The organism is Streptomyces sp. NPDC111606 (genome assembly GCF_055656945.1).
Genome location: NZ_JBVKBY010000001.1, coordinates 1 through 14,960 on the forward strand (window position 1 = coordinate 1; position 14,960 = coordinate 14,960).

At 69.2% G+C, this 14,960-nt stretch carries 15 protein-coding genes; 7 read left to right on the forward strand and 8 right to left on the reverse strand.

Going from position 1 to position 14,960, the window contains the following annotated elements; translation table 11 throughout:
* Nucleotides 1-383: 383 nt before the first annotated feature.
* Nucleotides 384-1,034 (reverse strand): DNA-3-methyladenine glycosylase, encoded by a 651-nt coding sequence (locus tag ACZ7M7_RS00005; protein WP_472111372.1) that lies wholly within the window; start codon nucleotides 1,032-1,034, stop codon nucleotides 384-386.
* 141 nt (nucleotides 1,035-1,175) lie between these two features.
* On the opposite strand from ACZ7M7_RS00005, the gene ACZ7M7_RS00010 reads away from it, so the two are divergent.
* From ACZ7M7_RS00010 to ACZ7M7_RS00020, 3 genes are all read left to right on the forward strand, one after another.
* On the forward strand, nucleotides 1,176-1,958 hold the full coding sequence (locus tag ACZ7M7_RS00010) for a sporulation protein (RefSeq protein WP_472111374.1): 783 nt from the start codon (nucleotides 1,176-1,178) through the stop codon (nucleotides 1,956-1,958).
* Nucleotides 1,959-2,001: 43 nt separating this feature from the next.
* Entirely contained in the window at nucleotides 2,002-2,541 is a 540-nt protein-coding gene (locus tag ACZ7M7_RS00015; RefSeq protein WP_383597563.1) for a YbhB/YbcL family Raf kinase inhibitor-like protein, read from the forward strand.
* 146 nt (nucleotides 2,542-2,687) lie between these two features.
* Nucleotides 2,688-3,194 (forward strand): HNH endonuclease, encoded by a 507-nt coding sequence (locus tag ACZ7M7_RS00020; RefSeq protein WP_383597558.1) that lies wholly within the window; start codon nucleotides 2,688-2,690, stop codon nucleotides 3,192-3,194.
* 138 nt (nucleotides 3,195-3,332) lie between these two features.
* Here the strand turns inward: ACZ7M7_RS00020 and ACZ7M7_RS00025 are convergent, their stop codons facing one another.
* From ACZ7M7_RS00025 to ACZ7M7_RS00035, 3 genes are all read right to left on the reverse strand, one after another.
* On the reverse strand, nucleotides 3,333-4,286 hold the full coding sequence (locus ACZ7M7_RS00025) for an SPFH domain-containing protein (protein WP_383597555.1): 954 nt from the start codon (nucleotides 4,284-4,286) through the stop codon (nucleotides 3,333-3,335).
* 131 nt (nucleotides 4,287-4,417) lie between these two features.
* Nucleotides 4,418-4,849 carry an NfeD family protein gene (locus tag ACZ7M7_RS00030; protein ID WP_383597553.1) on the reverse strand — a complete coding sequence of 144 codons (432 nt, stop codon included), beginning with the start codon at nucleotides 4,847-4,849 and terminating at the stop codon, nucleotides 4,418-4,420.
* Nucleotides 4,850-4,943: 94 nt separating this feature from the next.
* Nucleotides 4,944-5,741, reverse strand: a complete 798-nt coding sequence (locus ACZ7M7_RS00035; RefSeq protein WP_383597550.1) for an ABC transporter ATP-binding protein — start codon at nucleotides 5,739-5,741, stop codon at nucleotides 4,944-4,946.
* A 146-nt stretch (nucleotides 5,742-5,887) separates the two neighbouring features.
* On the opposite strand from ACZ7M7_RS00035, the gene ACZ7M7_RS00040 reads away from it, so the two are divergent.
* Complete coding sequence (locus ACZ7M7_RS00040) at nucleotides 5,888-6,676, forward strand: hypothetical protein (protein WP_383597547.1); 789 nt, start codon at nucleotides 5,888-5,890, stop codon at nucleotides 6,674-6,676.
* A gap of 215 nt (nucleotides 6,677-6,891) precedes the next feature.
* On the opposite strand, the gene chpE is transcribed toward ACZ7M7_RS00040, so the two are convergent.
* The 3 genes from chpE to ACZ7M7_RS00055 form a co-directional block, all read right to left on the reverse strand.
* Entirely contained in the window at nucleotides 6,892-7,137 is a 246-nt protein-coding gene (gene chpE / locus ACZ7M7_RS00045; protein WP_328428681.1) for a chaplin ChpE, read from the reverse strand.
* Between the two features lie 168 nt (nucleotides 7,138-7,305).
* Nucleotides 7,306-7,947 (reverse strand): response regulator transcription factor, encoded by a 642-nt coding sequence (locus ACZ7M7_RS00050; protein ID WP_328428680.1) that lies wholly within the window; start codon nucleotides 7,945-7,947, stop codon nucleotides 7,306-7,308.
* Nucleotides 7,940-9,085 carry a GAF domain-containing sensor histidine kinase gene (locus ACZ7M7_RS00055; protein ID WP_383597544.1) on the reverse strand — a complete coding sequence of 382 codons (1,146 nt, stop codon included), beginning with the start codon at nucleotides 9,083-9,085 and terminating at the stop codon, nucleotides 7,940-7,942. The genes ACZ7M7_RS00050 and ACZ7M7_RS00055 overlap by 8 nt, the downstream gene beginning before the upstream one ends.
* Nucleotides 9,086-9,325: 240 nt before the next feature.
* On the opposite strand from ACZ7M7_RS00055, the gene ACZ7M7_RS00060 reads away from it, so the two are divergent.
* The 3 genes from ACZ7M7_RS00060 (at nucleotide 9,326) to ACZ7M7_RS00070 (ending at nucleotide 12,257) form a co-directional block, all read left to right on the forward strand.
* The gene (locus tag ACZ7M7_RS00060; RefSeq protein WP_383597541.1) at nucleotides 9,326-10,024 is read left to right on the forward strand and encodes an SDR family NAD(P)-dependent oxidoreductase; all 699 of its coding nucleotides are present in this window, start codon (nucleotides 9,326-9,328) and stop codon (nucleotides 10,022-10,024) included.
* Nucleotides 10,021-11,214 (forward strand): S-adenosylmethionine:tRNA ribosyltransferase-isomerase, encoded by a 1,194-nt coding sequence (locus ACZ7M7_RS00065; protein ID WP_472111380.1) that lies wholly within the window; start codon nucleotides 10,021-10,023, stop codon nucleotides 11,212-11,214. The genes ACZ7M7_RS00060 and ACZ7M7_RS00065 overlap by 4 nt, the downstream gene beginning before the upstream one ends.
* A gap of 299 nt (nucleotides 11,215-11,513) precedes the next feature.
* A complete protein-coding gene (locus ACZ7M7_RS00070; protein ID WP_383597535.1) occupies nucleotides 11,514-12,257 on the forward strand; it encodes a transglycosylase SLT domain-containing protein in 744 nt (247 codons plus the stop codon).
* An 86-nt stretch (nucleotides 12,258-12,343) separates the two neighbouring features.
* On the opposite strand, the gene ACZ7M7_RS00075 is transcribed toward ACZ7M7_RS00070, so the two are convergent.
* Entirely contained in the window at nucleotides 12,344-14,860 is a 2,517-nt protein-coding gene (locus ACZ7M7_RS00075; RefSeq protein ID WP_472111382.1) for an ABC transporter ATP-binding protein/permease, read from the reverse strand.
* Between the last annotated feature and the right edge of the window lie 100 nt (nucleotides 14,861-14,960).

The following is a 14,960-nucleotide window of genomic DNA, read 5'->3' on the forward strand; positions in this document are numbered from 1 at the left end:
GGCGTTGATTTTTGGCACGCTGTTGAGTTCTCAAGGAACGGACGCTTCCTTTGTACTCACCCTCTCGGGCTTTCCTCCGGGCGCTTCCCTTCGGTCTTGCGTTTCCGACTCTATCAGATCCTTTTCTCGATCCGATTCCCTGTCGGTGGGATGCCTAGAAGCTTTGGGCTTTCGCCTGTCGGCCTTTCGACATTCACTACGTTAGCCGATTCCCCCGCCCGATTCATAATCGGGCTCTGCGCAATCGAATTCGGGCATGCGGGCACGCCGGAATCGACCCCGCTTAGGGGTTCTCCTAGGTAGTGGGTTGGCCGCTCCGGCTGCTGACTTCGCAGTACCCGGTTCAGCGGCTCGGGCCACGTTACGCGCCTCGTATGAGCGCGTCAACTTCGGCGACGCTTCGGGGCGTGGGCCCGATAGGGGCTCACCGTGGGGTCGTTGGCGATCCAGTAGCGCCAGGGGTGGACGTCTCCGTTTCCGCCGTCGCCGCCCACGCCGGTGCGGGGGCCGTTGCGTACCTGGTCGGAGGGGGTCGGGGTGCCGGCCAGGATCCTCAGGGGGGTCTCGCCGGAGGCGCAAGCGTCCGTGCCGTCCAGGGCGCGGTCCACGCCAAGAGCGGTCGCCAGGCGGGCCGGGCCTTTGGCCAGTTCCTTGTCGTTGCGGGCCGAGAGTCGACGTGTGCGGGCGAGCTCGGCGCCCTCGACGATCTCGCCGGCGCGCAGCAGGACCGCGCTCGCCCGGCCGTCGGGGCCGCACACCAGGTTCATGCAGTGCCACATGCCGTAAGTGAAGTAGACGTAGACGTGTCCGGGGGGACCGAACATCACTTCATTGCGGGGCGTGCGACCGCGATAGGCGTGGGAGCCGGGGTCATTCAGGCCGTCGTAGGCCTCGACCTCTGTGAGGCGGAGGGTGATCGGACCGTCCGGGGTGCTGCGAACGAGGATGCGGCCCAGGAGGTCGGGGGCGACTTCAAGGACAGGCCGGTCGAAGAAGTCCCGGGGCAAGGGCGTACGGTCGGGGGTCGCGATCATGCCGTCCGAGGGTAGTGCAGACGGGTGGTGGCGACGGGGTGGTCAGGGGGCGTGCGGCTTGCCAGGGTGGGAGCGCGGAACCGGCCACGGCCGGATCGCGTTTGTAGGGATCAAGGGATCCACTCTGAAAAGAGGAGAGTCATGGCGTTCAAGAAGCTGCTCGCGAGCCTGGGGGCCGGCGGGGCTTCGGTCGAGACGGTGCTGACTGAGGTCAACGTCGTCCCGGGCGGTGTCGTCCAGGGTGAGGTGCGGATTCAGGGCGGGTCCGTGAACCAGAACATCGAGGGCCTGTCCGTGGGCCTGCAGGCACGGGTCGAGGTCGAGGGCCAGGACTCGGAGTACAAGCAGGACATCGAGTTCACGAAGATGCAGCTCGGTGGTGCTTTCGAGCTGCAGGCCGGGGGTGTGCACGCGGTGCCCTTCGGGCTGGAGATCCCGTGGGAGACGCCGGTCACGACGATCGACGGTCAGACGCTGCGCGGCATGAACATCGGTGTGACGACGGAGCTGTCGATCGCGCGGGCCGTGGACTCCACCGACCTGGACCCGATCAACGTGCACCCGCTGCCCGCGCAGAAGGCGATCCTCGACGCCTTCATCCAGCTGGGCTTCCGCTTCAAGAACGCGGACATGGAGCGCGGCCACATCCGCGGTACGCGGCAGAAGCTGCCGTTCTACCAGGAGATCGAGTTCTACCCGCCGCAGCAGTACCGCGGGATCAACCAGGTCGAGCTGAGCTTCGTCGCGGACGAGCACACGATGGACGTCGTCCTCGAAATGGACAAGAAGCCGGGGCTGTTCAGCGAGGGCAGTGACACCTTCCGGTCCTTCCAGGTCGGTCTGAACGACTTCCAGGGGACCGACTGGGCGGCGTACCTCAACCAGTGGCTGTCCGAGGTCGGCAGCAAGCGCAACTGGTTCTAGGCTCGGAACTGCTGATTCCACCGGTCCATCAGGAGGTATCGAAGTGACCGAGCTCAAGCGGCGGCCGCTGCCCCACGACTTCCATCCGCCTGTGCCGTCCTTCACGGTCACGAGCGAGGACGTCGAGCAGGGCGGGACCCTCAAGGACGCTCAGGTCCACGCGGCGGGCAACACCTCGCCGCAGCTGCGCTGGGAAGGCTTCCCGGCCGGGGCCAAGAGCTTCGCCGTGACCTGCTACGACCCCGACGCCCCTACGGGCAGCGGGTTCTGGCACTGGGTCCTCTTCGACATCCCGGCCTCGGTGACCGAGCTGCCGGCCGGTGCGGGCAGCGGCAAGTTCGAGGGGCTGCCGGAGGGTGCCGTACAGGCGCGGAACGACTATGGGTCGAAGGAGTTCGGCGGTGCCGCGCCGCCGCCCGGGGACGGGCCGCATCGCTACGTGTTCACGGTGTACGCCGTGGACCAGGAGAAGCTGGGTCCTGACTCGGACGCCAGTCCGGCCGTCGTCGGCTTCAACCTGCGGTTCCACACGCTCGCGCGTGCGCATGTGATCGCCGAGTACGAGGTGCCCGCCGAAGCCTGACGTTCATGGAACGTTTGCCCGCCCCCGGTCATGGAAGTGATCGGGGGCGGGCATTTTTTATTTCGTTGTCCATCTCGGCGTGCCCGGCCAGAGTTGATCCCAGCCCGCCACGGGGTGGGCTGCTGCACACGGGAGGTGGGCTGGTCATGCGGGACACGCTGGTACTGAACGCGAGCTTCGAGCCGCTGTCGACGGTGACGTTGAACCGAGCCGTCGTTCTGGTGCTTCAGGACAAGGCCGTCGTTGAGCAGGCCCACCCCGAACTGCGCATGCGCGGAGCCGCGGTCGACATACCCGCGCCCCGGGTGATCAGGCTCTGCAGGTACGTACGGGTGCCGTTCCGAAGACAAGCGCCATGGTCGAGGCGGGGTGTGCTGGTGCGGGACCGGCACCGGTGCGCGTACTGCGGGCGCAGGGCCACGACGGTGGACCACGTGGTGCCGCGGTCGCACGGTGGGCAGGACACGTGGCTGAATACGGTCGCTTCGTGCGCCGACGACAATCATCGGAAGGCCGACCGGACGCCTGAGCAGGCGGGTATGCCGTTGCTTCGGGAGCCGTTCGAGCCGACGCCTGCCGATGCGATGTTGCTGACGCTGGGGGCCGACGAGTTTGCTGCGCTGCCTGATTGGCTGGCGATGGACGCGGCCTGACCCGTCGCCGGAGACTGCCAGTTGTTCGTCGGCTGCGGGTTGTGGGTGGCTGGTCGCGCAGTTCCCCGCGCCCCTGAAAGCCCTTGGGGCTCGCCTTACTTGGAAGGCGAGCCCCATCGTCGTATGGCCGTATGCGTCTCAGTCGATCGACGGCTTCTCTCGGCGTTCCGTGCCTGTGCCGGAGCCTCCGTTGCCCGAACCCCCGCCCAGGCCGCCCAGGCCGCCCAGGTTGCCCATCGCGCCCGACAGGCCCTTGAGGGCGTCGCCGATTTCGCTGGGGACGATCCAGAGCTTGTTGGCGTCGCCTTCGGCGATCTTGGGAAGCATTTGGAGGTACTGGTAGCTGAGGAGCTTCTGGTCGGGGTCGCCGGCGTGGATGGCTTCGAAGACCGTGCGGACCGCCTGGGCCTCGCCCTCGGCGCGCAGGGCGGCGGCCTTGGCCTCACCTTCGGCGCGCAGGATCTGGGACTGCTTCTCGCCTTCGGCGGTGAGGATCGCGGCCTGGCGCGTACCTTCGGCGGTGAGGATCGCGGCGCGCTTGTCACGGTCGGCGCGCATCTGCTTCTCCATCGAGTCCTGGATGGAGGTGGGGGGCTCAATTGCCTTGAGTTCGACGCGGTTCACGCGGATGCCCCACTTGCCCGTCGCCTCGTCGAGGACGCCGCGCAGGGCCGCGTTGATCTCCTCGCGGGAGGTCAGGGTGCGCTCCAGGTCCATGCCGCCGATGATGTTGCGGAGCGTGGTGACGGTGAGCTGCTCGATCGCCTGGATGTAGCTGGCGACTTCGTAGGTGGCGGCGCGGGCGTCGGTCACCTGGTAGTAGATGACCGTGTCGATGTTCACGACCAGGTTGTCCTGGGTGATCACCGGCTGGGGCGGGAACGGTACGACCTGTTCGCGCAGGTCGATGCGGTTGCGGATGGTGTCGATGAACGGGACCACGATGTTGAGGCCCGCGTTGAGTGTCCGCGTGTAGCGGCCGAAGCGCTCGACGATGGCCGCGCTGGCCTGCGGGATGACCTGGATCGTCTTGATCAGGGCGATGAAGACCAACACCACCAGAATGATCAGGACGATGATGACCGGTTCCATGGTCTTTCCCCGTACCCCTTCTCCGCCGCGGCTTTTCCGCAGATCTTATGGTTGTTGAAGATCTTGCTGGTCGAGTCTGACAGACCGTCGCGGAACTCGCGGCGGGTTCACGCCAGTTACGTCGTGCGAGGTCACATGACGATCGCCGTGGCCCCCTCGATGTCCACGACGTCCACTTCCTGGCCTACTTCGTAGGCGCGGTCGGTGTCGAGGGCGCGTGCCGACCAGACCTCTCCGGCGAGCTTGATCCGGCCGCCGGAGGCGTCGACGCGCTCCAGAACGACGGCCTGTTTGCCCTTCAAGGCCTCGATGCCGGTGGCGAGTTGGGGCCGCTGTGCGCGATGTCTGTTCGCGATGGGCCGTACGACGGCGATGAGTGCGGTCGACACGACGACGAAGGACACGACCTGGACGACGGCGTCACCGCCGAAGATGCCGGCCACCAGGGCGGCCGCGACGGCGCCCACCGCCAGCATGCCGAGTTCGGGCATCGCGGTGATCACGAGCCCGATGCCGAGCGCTGCGGCGCCGATCAACCACCAAACCCACGCGTCGATTTCCACATGGTCATGGTAGGACCGCGGGCCCGGTCGCGGACAGGGCGCCGATCGTTTGAAAAGCCGTTCTTACCGGGGTTTTGCGGGGTGAAGGACCGGGTCAGGACAGCGGGAGGCCCTGTGCCGTCCAGCGGTCGCCAACCTGTTCGACGACGAGCGGGAGGCCGAAGCAGAGGGAGAGATTGCGGGAGGTGAGTTCGAGCTCCAGCGGGCCCGCGGCGAGGACCTTGCCCTGACGGATCATCAGGACGTGGGTGAAGCCGGGGGCGATCTCCTCGACGTGGTGCGTGACCATGATCATGGAGGGCGCGATCGGGTCGCGGGCGAGGCGGCCGAGGCGGCGAACGAGGTCCTCGCGGCCACCGAGGTCGAGGCCGGCGGCGGGCTCGTCGAGGAGGAGCAGCTCGGGGTCGGTCATCAGGGCGCGGGCGATGAGGGTGCGCTTGCGCTCGCCCTCGGAGAGGGTGCCGAACTTGCGGTCCACGTAGTCGCTCATGCCGAGACGGTCGAGGAAGGCGCGGGCGCGCTGTTCGTCGATGTCGTCGTAGTCCTCGTGCCAGCCGGCGGTCATGCCGTACGCGGCGGTCAGCACGGTCTGCAGGACCGTCTGCTTCTTGGGCAGCTTGTCGATCATGGCGACGCCGGCCGTGCCGATGCGCGGACGCAGTTCGAAGACGTCGGTGCCGGGCTTGCCGAGGGTCTCGTCGAGAATGGAGACGGTGCCCTGGCTGGGGAAGAGGTAGCTGGAGGCGAGGTTCAGGAGGGTGGTCTTGCCGGCGCCGTTCGGGCCGAGGATGACCCAGCGCTCGCCCTCCTTGACCGACCAGGAGACCTGGTCCACCAGAGCCCGGCCCTCGCGGACCACGGATACGTCCTGAAGCTCCAGAACATCGCTCATGAGCGCGTTGTCTCCCCTTGCAGTGTGACCGGTCTCGGCGTCTCGGCGTCTCGGTGGTCGCGTGCGCCTGCGGGCGCAGCCCTCAACGAAATCTACGCCACCGGTCGGGCGCTTCATTCCATCGGTCCGGTCCTTAGGGTGGGGGCATGCTCTCGGAACCGCGTTCAGGACGCCTTGCGGCTTGGGGAAATGCCCTTTTGGCCGGACTTATCTCACCGGACGACGCTGTGCTGGAGATCGTCGGGGACGATGCCGTGCACAGGGTGGAGGGGCTGCCGGGTGAGTCGGCGCCCGTCGGGCTCACGCTGGCGCTGGGCCGGCTGCGGACGCTCGGGGTCAGCGGGCTGCGGGTGGCGCTGCCCGCGCCGGGGCATCCGCTGGGGCTGAGCGGGCCGCCGGAGTTCAATGCGCGGGCCATGGATGCCGAGGAGGCGGTGATCTGTCACGGCGCCGCGTTCGGGATGGTGCCGGAGATGTACGAGGCCGGGCCCGATGGTGATGTACATGTCGAGGTCGTCTGGCATGTGCTGCCGGTGCGGGAGGCGCCTCCTGCCGATGTGCCGTCTCTGGGCGAGGCCGAGCGGGAGCTGGCGGAGGCCCTGCGGGAGGCGACCGAGGTGTTGTCGCGGCTGGATGTGGCCGGGTCGGGGCCGGTTGCCGAGGCGGCGATCGATGCGTACCGGGCTCGGGCCGAGCGGGGGCGGGAGGTTTTGGCGCCGGGGTATCCGCCGCGGGCCGTGCGGGTGCTGGAGCTGGCGCAGCGGGTGGGGTTGTTGATCTCGCTGGCCCATACGAACGGGCACGGGGGTGCGGTGAGCTCCGCTGAGATGGGGGCTCGGGCTGAGGCCCTGCGGCCGGTGGAGCGGGTGGCTCGGCGGGCGCAGGTCGCTTCGTACAACGCGTATGTGGAGGAGCGGGAGCGGGGCGTGCGGTGAGCGTCCGCTGGGTGTGGCCGGCGTTGGTGTGACCGTCCACTGGGGGCTCCGCCCCCAGACCCCCGTTTCGGCCTGGACGGCCTCGTCCTCAAACGCCGGACGGGCTGGATTGCGCCGGCCGGCGCTGCAGAGTCCCCGAGCCCGCACCGACAAACAGACCGGCCTCCCGGGGTGGGGCCGGGAGGCCGGAGGTCACTGCTTGCTTCGGGTGGGCGTCACTTGTTGACGGCCAGGTTGCCGAAGGCCGGGTTCAGGATGCCGACGACGTTCACGCTGTTGCCCGCGACGTTGACCGGGATGTGAACCGGGGCCTGGACGAGGTTGCCCGAGGCGACGCCCGGGGAGCCCACGGCCTTGCCGTCGGCGTGCGCGCCGTCGGTGGCGGAGGCCATTCCGGCACCCGCTGCCAGCAGGCCACCCGCCACCATCGTCACGGCCGCTGCCTTCTTCAGGTTCTTCACTTTCAAGCCCTCCTTGCGATTGCCGCGGCAGTCGCCGCAGCACGCACTGGAGAACGGTGGAGATCCACGAAGGATGCGCCATCCGGGGGACATTCCCACGACGGTATGAATCTCAGTCCGGAGCGGAACCCTCCGTATTGCCGTCCGTCACGTCCTGCGGAGAGCGTTTCAGCCGGTCACGCCATGGCGTACGGCCCACAGGGCGGCCTGGGTGCGGTCCGCCAGATCGAGCTTCATCAAGATGTTTGAGACGTGTGTCTTGACGGTCTTCTCGGAGAGGACCAGGGCCCGTGCGATCTCGCGGTTGGAGCGGCCGTCCGCTATGAGGCCGAGGACCTCGCGCTCGCGGTCGGTCAGCGACCCGGCTCTTCCCTGCCCCGAGTTGGCCTCCTCCTGGGACAGCAGGGCGCCCGCGACCTCGGGTTGGAGCAGGATGTGCCCGGCGTGCACGGAGCGGATGGCGCCGGCGAGGGCGTCCGGGTCCACGTCCTTGTAGACGTAACCGGCGGCGCCCGCGCGCAGGGCGGGGATCACGGTGCGCTGTTCGGTGAAGCTGGTGACGATCAACACGCGCGCGGGGTTGTCGAGTTCGCGGAGCTTGCGCAGGGCGTCGACGCCGTCCATGCCCGGCATCTTGACGTCCATCAGCACGACGTCGGGCTTGAGTTCCTCGGCGCGGGCCACTCCCTCGGCACCGTCGGCGGCCTCACCCACGACCTCGATGTCGTCCTGTACTTCGAGGAAGGTGCGCAGGCCCCGGCGGACGACCTGGTGGTCGTCGACGAGCAGCACCTTGATTGCGTCAGCCACCGGGGACCTCCATCTCGATCACGGTGCCCTTGCCGGGCGCCGATTCCACGGTCAGCGTGCCGCCGACGCCGCTGGCCCGGTCCCGCATGGAGACCAGGCCCAGGTGGCGCCCGGCGCGGCGTATCGCCTTCGGGTCGAAGCCGCCGCCGTCGTCCGTGATGCGCAGTACGGCTCCGCTGCCGCGCCGGTCCAGCGTCACGCCGACGTGCTCGCCGCCGGAGTGCCGCAGGGCGTTGTGCAGGGCCTCCTGGGCGACGCGCAAGACGGCCTCCTCCTGGGCGGAGGGCAGGGCCTTCACGCCGCGGCCGGCGAAGGTCACGCGCGCGGAGTGGGCGCGGTCGAGGACCTGGATCTGGGTGCGCAGGGTGGCGACGAGGCCGTCCTCGTCAAGGGCGGCGGGGCGCAACTCGACGACCGCGGCGCGCAGTTCGTCGGCGGCCTCGGCGGCGAGCGCGGCCACCTGGTGCAACTCGCCCTTGGCGCGGGACGGGTCACGGTCGATCAGGGCGGCCGCCGCCTGGGCCGTCAGGCGCAGGGAGAAGAGCTTCTGGCTGACCGCGTCGTGCAGTTCGTGCGCGAGGCGCGAGCGTTCCTCCGCGATCGTCAGCTCGCGGCTGCGCTCGTACAGGCGGGCGTTGGTCAGGGCGATCGCGGCGTGCTGGGCGAGGATGCCGAGGAGGTCCTCGTCCTCCTCGGTGAACCCGCAACTGCCTTCCGGCTTCGGGCAGTTCTTGTTCGCCAGGAACAGCGCGCCGATGACCTCGTCGCCGTCGCGGATCGGCAGGCCCAGGAAGTCGGACATGTCGGGGTGCGCCGATGGCCAGCCCTCGAAGCGGGGGTCCTTGCGGACATCGGCGAGGCGCTCGATCTCGGCCTCCCGGAGCATCGCGGCGAGGATGCCGTGCTGGCGCGGGAGCGGACCGATGGCCTTCCACTGTTCGTCGCTGACTCCGTCGACCACGAACTGGGCGAAGCCGCCGTGGTCGTCCGGGACGCCGAGCGCCGCATACTGCGCGTCGAGCAGCTCGCGGGCCGAGGCGACGATCGTCTTGAGGACGTCACGCACCTCGAGATGCCTACTCATGGCCAGCAGCGCGGAGCTCACCGCGGCGAGGCCGGACCTGGGGCCTTGACTCATGCCCTCACGGTACCGGCGGGGTGTGACAGTCGGATCGGACCTGTGGCGGCGGCCAGCTAGGGCGCCGGTCCTAGTCCTCTGGTCCCCCGATCAGCGGCGTAGGGCGAACGGCCCCCGGTGCGGCTTAGGACGAAGGGCCCCGCGGCTTTGCGGCCCGCGTCCGAGGCGGTGCGGGCGGTCCCGTTCCTACGTTGGGGGCACCGCCGATCGGAGGCGGCCAGGTACGAGGGGACGGTTGTCATGTCGGTAGCAATCATCACGGGCGCCTCGAAGGGGCTGGGGCGGGCGCTCGCCGAGGCGCTGGCCGCGCGCGGCTGGGACCTGGTGCTCGACGCCAGGTCGGCGGAGGTCCTCCAGGAGACGGCGGCCGGGCTCCGGTCGTACGGCACGCGCGTGCAGGCCGTACCCGGGGACGTCACGGATGCCGGGCACCGGGCCGACCTGGTGGCCGCCGCCTGGCGGCTGGGCGGCGTCGATCTGCTGGTGAGCAACGCCAGCGCGCTGGGCGCCGAGCCGCTCGTACGGCTGGACGAGCTGCCCCTGGAGGGGCTGCGGCGGGCGCTGGAGGTGAACGTCGTCGCCGCGCTGGGCCTGGTCCAGGAGGCGCTGCCGCTGCTGCGGGCGTCGGGGACGGGCGCGGTGATCACGCTCAGCTCGGACGCTGCCGCCGAGGCGTACGAGACCTGGGGCGGGTACGGCGCGTCGAAGGCTGCCTTGGACCATCTCGCGGCGGTGCTCGGCCAGGAGGAGTCGGGGCTGCGGATCTGGGCTGTCGACCCCGGGGACATGGCCACGGACCTGTATGCGGCGGCCGTACCGGACGACGACGAGCCACGGCCGACGCCGGCCGGTGTGGTGCCGGCCTTCCTGCGGCTGCTGGACGAGCGGCCGGCGAGCGGCCGCTATGGGGCGCCCTCGCTGCTGGAGGGACGGCGATGACTCTGGCGATGGGGGTCCCCCCGCGCGAGCCTGTTCGAGCGTGGGGGAGGGTGCCCGAGGAGCTGTCGGCCCGGATACCGGCCGAGCAGCGGGGGCCGGGGCTGGACCGGGATGCCGTACGGCTGCTGGTGTCGCGGGGCACCGACGTGACGCATCACGCGTTCGGCGAGCTGCCGCGGCTGTTGCGGGCCGGGGATCTGCTGGTCGTGAACACCTCGGAGACGCTGGCCGCCGCCGTGGACGGGCGGATCGGGCGGACACGGGTGGTGGTGCACTTCTCCACGCGCGGGGACGACGGGCGGTGGGCGGTCGAGCTGCGGGATCCCGACGGGCGGGGCGCCACGCGCGCGCATATATGGGGCAGCGCGCGAAGCGCTCGTGGGAAGGGTGGTCGCGGGCGGCGGGAGGGAGGGCCCGCGGGAAGTGAGGTGCGGCTGCCGGGCGGGGTGCGGCTGGTGCTGGAGGAGCCGCTCAGCTCGGAGAGTGAGCGGCTTTGGTGGGCGCGGGTCTCAGGGGCCCGGGAGAGCTCCCCCGCGGCGGGCGTTCTCGGGCTCATGCGTGAGCACGGGCGGCCGATTCGTTACTCCTATACGGAGCGCGACCAGCCGCTCTCCGCGTACCAGACAGTGTTCGCGCTGCCGGCCGCCGACGGGACGGGCAGCGCGGAGATGCCGAGTGCGGCGCGGCCCTTCACGCTGCGGATGGTGACGGAGCTGGTCAGCCGGGGTGTGCAGTTCGCGCCGATCACCCTGCACACCGGGGTGGCCTCGGCGGAGGCGCACGAGCCGCCGTATCCGGAGCGATTCGCGGTGCCGGAGGCCTCGGCTCGGCTGATCAACGCAGCGAAGGCAGGGGACGGCAGGGTCGTCGCCGTAGGGACGACGGCCGTGCGGGCGGTGGAGTCGGCGGCGGGCGCCGACGGGGCCGTACGCGCGCGTGAGGGGTGGACGGACCTCGTCGTCACGCCGGAGCGCGGGGTGCGGGTGGTGGACGGGCTGCTGACCGGGCTGCACGAGCCGGAGGCCTCGCATCTGCTGATGCTGGAGGCGGTCGCCGGGCGGGCCGCGATCGGCCGCAGCTACGAGGCAGCACTGCAAGGGCTCTACCTGTGGCACGAGTTCGGCGACCTGCATCTCATCCTGCCGGAGGAGGGCCCTCACACAGAGCGTTGCGCCAGCAACTGCCGGTGAGACTGTTGCGCGGGCGATGTGAGCCCGCGCATAGGGCCCAGGTCACGTACGAAAGTCCGTAGTAGGTAGTGACGTCCCTTTTGAGCGGGACAGACGGTCCTGTCTGTCCCGTTTTGCCCTTCCTGGGTCCACTACCGGGGATCGTACGTCACACCTTTGCCACGCCATTTTGCGGCCGCTAAGAATTGCTCTCGTCGCTCAGCGCCGTGGGTTCAGCCCGCGGCGTTTGTGCAGGAAGCACCCGTGTCCCCTGACGGACAGCGAGCGACCTCCGCGCTATTCGAAGAGGTCCCACTGCCATGCTCAAGAACACCAAGAACCGTCTTAGTCGCACCCTCACCAAGCGCCACAAGATCGCGATAGCCGGCGTCGGTACGCTCGGCGCCGCCGCTCTCGCCCTGTCCGCCGTCCCGGGCAACGCCCAGACGACCACGGCCGACGCCCCCACGGGCAAGGTGGCGTACAGCAGCGAGCAGATCAAGGACGTCAAGCCGAGCGTCACCACCCAGCTCGCCGCCGCCGGTGTGAAGGCCGAGGAGATGTCGGCCAAGCACAAGGCCGCCGTGGCTGCCGCCAAGCACCGCGCCGCCGTGGCCCACGACAAGCACGTGGCCGCCAAGGCCGCCGCCGCGAAGAAGGCCGAAGCCGCGCGCAAGGCGAAGGCTGCCGCGAGCCGGGACGCCAAGCGCATCCAGGTCAAGCCGGTCGCCGCCAAGACCTACGCGAACAACCTCGACGGTTGGATCCGCGAGGCCCTGGACATCATGAAGAAGCACGACATCCCGGGCACCTACAACGGCCTGCACAAGAACATCATGCGGGAGTCCTCGGGTAACCCGAACGCGATCAACGACTGGGACATCAACGCCCAGAACGGCGTCCCGTCGATCGGTCTGCTCCAGGTCATCAAGCCGACCTTCGACGCGTACCACGTCCCGGGCACGCCCAAGAGCCAGTACGACCCGGTCGCCAACCTCACCGCCGCTGCCAACTACGCGGCCGACCGGTACGGCTCGATCGACAACGTCAACAGCGCGTACTGAGCGAGGTAGGCGCGGGCCTCTGATCCGTACGCCGAAGGGCGGCACCCTCCTGACGGGTGCCGCCCTTCGGGCGTGGTACGGGGAGGCTACTTACGCATGACCTCGGGCTCGTGGCGGCGCAGGAAGCGGGCCACGAAGATGCCGCAGATCACGCCGAGGACGATCAGGGCGAGCATGTCCATGGTCCAGGCGCCGACCGTGTGCTCCCACAGGGGGTCGTTGCTGTCGCCCTTGGCGGGCGGGCTGATCTGGTTGAAGTCGAGCGTGGCACCGGCGGCGGCGACCGCCCAGCGCGACGGCATCAGGTACGAGAGCTCGTTGACACCGATGGAGTTGGCCAGCGGGAACAGGCAGCCGGTGAAGACGACCTGGACGATCGCGAACATGACCAGGAGCGGCATGGTCTTCTCGGCGGTCTTCACCAGGGCCGAGATGATCAGGCCGAACATCATCGCGGTGAAGCCCAGTGCCATGATCGGAATACACAGCTCCAGCAGAATCTGACTGCCGAGAATCAGGCCCTCGTCCGGGATGGTGCGGGTTGAGAAGCCGATGACACCGACCATCAAGCCCTGCAGCACCGTGATCAGGCCGAGCACGAACACCTTGGACATCAGGTACGCGGACCGGGACAGGCCGGTCGCGCGCTCCCGCTCGTAGATGACCCGTTCCTTGATCAGCTCACGGACGGAGTTGGCGGCGCCGGCGAAGCAGGCGCCCACCGCGAGGATCAGCAGGACGGTGAGGGCCGTGCCGTTGGCGACGGGCTTGCCGGTGTTCGGGTTGATCTCCGTGTTGACCAGGAGGTCCTTGCCGGAGTCGATGAGCAGGCTCACCGAGCCGAGGACGAGCGGCAGGATCACCGTCAGGGCCAGGAAGCCCTTGTCGGAGGCGATCACCGAGACATAGCGGCGCACCAGGGTCAGGAACTGCGACAGCCAGCCCTGCGGCTTCGGCGGCCTCATCGCCTGCATGGGGGGCATCTGTACGGACTGCGGAGCAATCGCGTCGATGTCCGCGGCGTACATCTGGTAGTGCTGCGAGCCCTTCCAGCGGCCCGCCCAGTCGTAGTCGCGGTAGTTCTCGAAGGCGGAGAAGACATCGGCCCAGGTGTCGTAGCCGAAGAAGTTCAGCGCCTCCTCGGGCGGGCCGAAGTAGGCGACCGCACCGCCGGGCGCCATCACCAGGAGCTTGTCGCACAGCGCCAGCTCGGCCACCGAGTGCGTGACGACGAGCACCGTACGGCCGTCGTCGGCGAGGCCGCGCAGCAGCTGCATGACGTCGCGGTCCATGCCCGGGTCGAGGCCCGACGTGGGCTCGTCCAGGAAGATCAGCGACGGCTTGGTGAGCAGCTCCAGGGCCACCGAGACGCGCTTGCGCTGGCCGCCGGAGAGGGAGGTGACCTTCTTCTCCTTGTGGATGTCCAGCTTCAGCTCGCGCAGCACCTCGTCGATACGGGCCTCGCGCTCGGCGGCCGTGGTGTCGGCCGGGAAGCGGAGCTTGGCCGCGTACTTGAGGGCCTTCTTGACGGTCAGCTCCTTGTGCAGGATGTCGTCCTGCGGGACCAGACCGATGCGCTGACGCAGCTCGGCGAACTGCTTGTAGAGGTTCCGGTTGTCGTAGAGGACATCGCCCTGGTTGGCGGGCCGGTAGCCGGTGAGCGCCTTGAGCAGGGTCGACTTGCCGGAGCCGGACGGGCCGATGACCGCGACGAGGGACTTCTCCGGGACTCCGAAGGAGACGTCCTTGAGGATCTGCTTGCCGCCGTCGACCGTGACGGTCAGGTGGCGGGCGGAGAAGGAGACCTCACCGGTGTCGACGAACTCCTCGAGGCGGTCGCCGACGATCCTGAACGTCGAGTGACCGACACCGACGATGTCCGCCGGGCCCAGCAGCTGCGAGCCGCCCTTGGCGATCGGCTGGCCGTTGACGTAGGTGCCGTTGTGGGAGCCGAGGTCGCGGATCTCCATACGGCCGTCGGGCGTCGAGTGGAACTCGGCGTGGTGCCGTGAGACCTGGAGGTCGGAGACGACCAGCTCATTCTCCAGGGCACGGCCGATACGCATGACGCGGCCGACGGAGAACTGGTGGAACGTGGTGGGGCTGCGGTCGCCGTAGACCGGCGGCGCCCCCGCGCCACCACCGGGACCCTGCTGCTGCGGGATGTGAGCGGCGGCCTGCTGCGGCTGCTGCCAGCCGGCCTGCTGGGCGTTCTGCTGCGGCGGGGCCTGCTGGGCCCAGCCGGGGTTCGCGCCCTGCGCGGCGTACGGCTGCTGCTGCGGCTGAGCCTGCGGCGAGGCGACCGAGGCCGCGGTGCCGGAGAGGTTCAGACACGGTCCGTCGGTCGCGTTGCCCAGGAACACGGCCGAGCCGCCGCCGATCTCCAGGTGATGGATCCGCTGGCCCTGCACGAACGTGCCGTTGGTGCTGCCGTGGTCCTCGATGACCCAACTGCGGCCGCTCCAGCTGATCGTGGCGTGTCGCCAGGACACTCTGGCGTCGTCGAGCACGATGTCACCCTGCGGATCACGTCCGAGGGTGTAGGGCCTGGACGGGTCGAGCGTCCAGGTCCTTCCATTCAATTCCAGTACGAGTTCCGGCACTCCAGCCCCACTGAGTAGTCCCCCGAGTTACCCCCAACACAGGGAGTCTAGGGATGTCGAACATCGTCGGGAACTATTTCAGGCTCCGCCCCCTGACCGA

Excerpts from the sequence above, each read along its gene's own strand:
- ACZ7M7_RS00060 (WP_383597541.1), top strand. The coding sequence starts at position 9,326 with ATGTCGGTAGCAATCATCACGGGCGCCTCGAAGGGGCTGGGGCGGGCG.
- ACZ7M7_RS00070 (WP_383597535.1), top strand. The coding sequence starts at position 11,514 with ATGCTCAAGAACACCAAGAACCGTCTTAGTCGCACCCTCACCAAGCGC.
- ACZ7M7_RS00055 (WP_383597544.1), bottom strand. The coding sequence starts at position 9,085 with ATGAGTCAAGGCCCCAGGTCCGGCCTCGCCGCGGTGAGCTCCGCGCTG.
- ACZ7M7_RS00020 (WP_383597558.1), top strand. The coding sequence starts at position 2,688 with ATGCGGGACACGCTGGTACTGAACGCGAGCTTCGAGCCGCTGTCGACG.
- ACZ7M7_RS00010 (WP_472111374.1), top strand. The coding sequence starts at position 1,176 with ATGGCGTTCAAGAAGCTGCTCGCGAGCCTGGGGGCCGGCGGGGCTTCG.
- ACZ7M7_RS00005 (WP_472111372.1), bottom strand. The coding sequence starts at position 1,034 with ATGATCGCGACCCCCGACCGTACGCCCTTGCCCCGGGACTTCTTCGAC.
- ACZ7M7_RS00040 (WP_383597547.1), top strand. The coding sequence starts at position 5,888 with ATGCTCTCGGAACCGCGTTCAGGACGCCTTGCGGCTTGGGGAAATGCC.
- ACZ7M7_RS00065 (WP_472111380.1), top strand. The coding sequence starts at position 10,021 with ATGACTCTGGCGATGGGGGTCCCCCCGCGCGAGCCTGTTCGAGCGTGG.
- ACZ7M7_RS00025 (WP_383597555.1), bottom strand. The coding sequence starts at position 4,286 with ATGGAACCGGTCATCATCGTCCTGATCATTCTGGTGGTGTTGGTCTTC.
- ACZ7M7_RS00035 (WP_383597550.1), bottom strand. The coding sequence starts at position 5,741 with ATGAGCGATGTTCTGGAGCTTCAGGACGTATCCGTGGTCCGCGAGGGC.